This window comes from Dietzia sp. B19, from assembly GCF_014145155.1.
Taxonomy (GTDB): Bacteria; Actinomycetota; Actinomycetes; order Mycobacteriales; family Mycobacteriaceae; genus Dietzia; species Dietzia natronolimnaea.
This window is the reverse complement of sequence record NZ_JAALED010000396.1, coordinates 1-2,801: the sequence shown is the minus strand read 5'-3', so window position 1 is coordinate 2,801 and position 2,801 is coordinate 1. Positions and strand designations below refer to the sequence as shown.

Below are 2,801 nucleotides of genomic sequence, written 5' to 3'. Positions count from 1 at the left end.
CGTCCGAGCAGCCCGTCGCGGCCGCGATCGCGAGCAGCGCCGCGGCGGCCAGGAGCGGTCGGGCGGGGTCATGGGGCATCGAGGGCAGTCTGCCAGGCGGCGGTTCGCGGGTTCGCTTCAGAGACTCGCGGGGCGTGTGGGGTTGCGCATTCGGCGTCCGTGCCGCGATCCTGTGTTCCGGGGAACCCGGTGGCCGCGGAGGGTCCGCTCACCACCCCGGTGCGAGGAGTGTTACTGATGCCCGTTATCGACTTCAGCCAGCTGCAGATGTTCTGGGACGGGATCTTCCCGGCGATCTTCGGGCCCCTCGCGGGCTTGGTCGACATGATCGGGGCGTCCGTAGAGGGCCCCTGACCCACCCCGGGTCCCTGGCTTCCACCGGGTCCCTGACTCACCCCGCGGCGAGGATCCTGTCCAGGGTCCTGAGGTTCCTGGTGGTGAGGTGACGCTTGTTCTCCCGGCCGTCGAGCACCTTGTACGCGTCGGAGGTCAGCGTCGAGCCGCGGGGGACACGCCAGTACACACAGCCCGCGCCCTCGGCGACCGCTTCCGTGCTGACGGTCGTCTCACTGTCGGTGGCCGGCCCGGCCCCGGCATGCGCGTCGGCGCTGGCGGCCGCCTCGCCGACCTCCCGGATGGCCGCGCGCATCGCCACCGTCACCCGGGTCGTCACCTCCGGGTCGTCCGAGAACACCACGTAGTCGTGGTGCTCGGGCAGCGTGTCGAAGGGGTACGCGGCCACCACCGTCGCCACCGCGTCGAGGGTGAGGACCTGCACGACCGCCGTGTAGCCGAACCTCTCCGCATACGCGGACTCGAGCGCCGCGCGTAGTCCGGTCACCGGTCGGGGATCGGTGACGAGCACGTTGCCGGTGGCCAACACCGTGGTGACCGACGTCCCGCCTGCGGCCTCCGTGCACGCGACCAGGTCGGGCATCGCGATCCGGTTGCTCTTTCCGACGTTGATCCCGCGGAGCAGCACGACCTTCCGATGCTCCCCGGCGTGTGGGCCCGCCGATCCGGTACTCATGTCCCGATCTTCCTCCCGGGGCAGGCCCGCGCGGGTAGCTTTCCCGCCATGGCAGTGTCAGTGCAGTCCGTTGTGAAGATCGAGACCGGCGTCCCCGAGATCATGGAGGTCCTGGCCGACGTCGAGTCCCTCGTCGACTGGTCGAGCGCCCACCGTGCGGTCGAGGTCAGGGAGGCCGACGACGAGGGGTGGCCGATCGTCGTGTGGGAGCGGGTGTCCCAGTACGGCGTCACCGACGAGATGGTCGTGCGCTACGAGTGGTACGACGGCGAGGTGAGCTGGTCCCTGGTCGAGAGCGGTTCCCAGAAGGTCCAGAACGCCCGCTACGTGCTCACGGACAACGGCGACGGCACCACCGAGGTCGTCTTCGACCTCGAGGTGGATCTCAAGATCAAGCTGCCGGGTGCGGTGGTCAAGAAGGCGCAGAAGCACATCGCCGACGTGGCCACCACGGGGTTGCGGGACGAAGTCCTGCGGCGGCACGGCTGATCATCCGCCCCGAGCCCTCGGGGATGGGATCCGGTCAGGAGAACCGGCGGGAGGAGATCAGTCCGTCGGTCAGATCGCGGCGCACCAGGTCGGGCACGGATCTGCGACGCAGTGGTGCACTCCCGGTGTGGGCGAGGTGCGCGATGCCGTCGAGCAGGTCGGCCATGGCCTCTGTCGGCGCCCAGGCCGGTGCCCATCCCAGCTCGTCGCGGGCCCGGGCGCAGTCCTGCAGGGGCACGGCGAACGCCAGGTCCAGCCATCCGCGGTCCACCGGCTGCAGGCGCGCCCGCCACGTCAGACCGACGAGGGCCCCGAGGAGCGGCAGGGGGATGTGGACCGCCCGGGCCCCGAGCACCTCTGCGAGATCGTCCCTGGTCAGCGGTTGTTCGGCCGCGAGGTTGAACGGGCCGGTGGCGCCCTGCTCGATCACTCGCACGACGGCGTCGGCGACGTCGTCGGCATGGACGAGGGGCAGGCACAGGCCCCTGTCGAGCGGCAGCAGCGGGACCCGCGGCGCGAGATGCGCCGGCAGATAGGCGGGCAGTCCGTACCGGGTCAGTCCGCTCGCCGCCGCTCGCTGGACGATGAAGCCCGGGCGCATCCGGGCGACGGGCACGGCATCGGCCCCGAGGAGACTCTCGTGGTCGTCGATGAGCGTCTCCGCCGCGGCCTTGTGTCGGCTGTACGCCGAGCTCCGCACCCCGGTCCTCGCCCAGGTCTCGTCGACGTGCTCACCGTGGCGGCCCGGCGCGTAGGTCCCCACGGAGGACATGTGGACCAGGAGGCCCACCCCGGCCGACTGTGCGGCACCGAGCACCGCGGCGGTCCCGCCGACCCCGACGCTCTCGAGGTAGCCGATGTTGCGGGTGGGTTGGAAACCCCAGGCCAGGTTGACGACGGCGTCCGCCCCGACGAAGTGTCGACCGAGTTCGCCGGCCGCGTCCGGACCGGAGACGTCCAGCGCGTGCCAGTCGACTCCGCGGTACTCGCCGACGGGATCCGGTGGCCGTCGCACGAGCCCGACCAGTCGGTCGCCGGAGCGCGTCTCGCGCAGACGACGGAGCAGCGCGGTGCCGACGTTCCCGCTCGCGCCGATGATGACGATCCGCATTCCGGCCTCCTCGCCCGAGCCCGTCAGTCCGGTCGACGGTACCTCCCGGGTCGCGGCCGTCAACCGCCGAGCGCCGGGGTGAGGAGCAGGACACCGGCCAACGCGAGGCCCGCGACCCACACCGTCGAGGCGGCGGCCAGGATGACCGGGCGTGCGCCGACCCTGCGCATC

Annotated in this window: 3 protein-coding genes; 1 reads left to right on the top strand and 2 read right to left on the bottom strand. The window is 71.6% G+C overall.

Translation table 11 applies throughout. From position 1 onward, the window contains the following. Positions 1-391 precede the first annotated feature (391 nt). Complete coding sequence (locus tag G6020_RS11580) at positions 392-1,030, bottom strand: DUF1697 domain-containing protein (RefSeq protein ID WP_182610737.1); 639 nt, start codon at positions 1,028-1,030, stop codon at positions 392-394. Positions 1,031-1,078: 48 nt separating this feature from the next. Here G6020_RS11580 and G6020_RS11575 point away from each other — a divergent pair, with 48 nt between their 5' ends. Then, the gene (locus G6020_RS11575) at positions 1,079-1,519 is read left to right on the top strand and encodes an SRPBCC family protein (protein ID WP_179523687.1); all 441 of its coding nucleotides are present in this window, start codon (positions 1,079-1,081) and stop codon (positions 1,517-1,519) included. A gap of 34 nt (positions 1,520-1,553) precedes the next feature. Here G6020_RS11575 and G6020_RS11570 read toward each other — a convergent pair whose 3' ends face one another. After that, positions 1,554-2,630 carry an NAD-dependent epimerase/dehydratase family protein gene (locus tag G6020_RS11570; protein ID WP_182610736.1) on the bottom strand — a complete coding sequence of 359 codons (1,077 nt, stop codon included), beginning with the start codon at positions 2,628-2,630 and terminating at the stop codon, positions 1,554-1,556. Positions 2,631-2,801: the final 171 nt, after the last annotated feature.

What these genes read in the sequence shown, in the direction of transcription:
- G6020_RS11580 (WP_182610737.1), bottom strand. Translation starts at nt 1,030, where the DNA reads ATGAGTACCGGATCGGCGGGCCCACACGCCGGGGAGCATCGGAAGGTC.
- G6020_RS11575 (WP_179523687.1), top strand. Translation starts at nt 1,079, where the DNA reads ATGGCAGTGTCAGTGCAGTCCGTTGTGAAGATCGAGACCGGCGTCCCC.
- G6020_RS11570 (WP_182610736.1), bottom strand. Translation starts at nt 2,630, where the DNA reads ATGCGGATCGTCATCATCGGCGCGAGCGGGAACGTCGGCACCGCGCTG.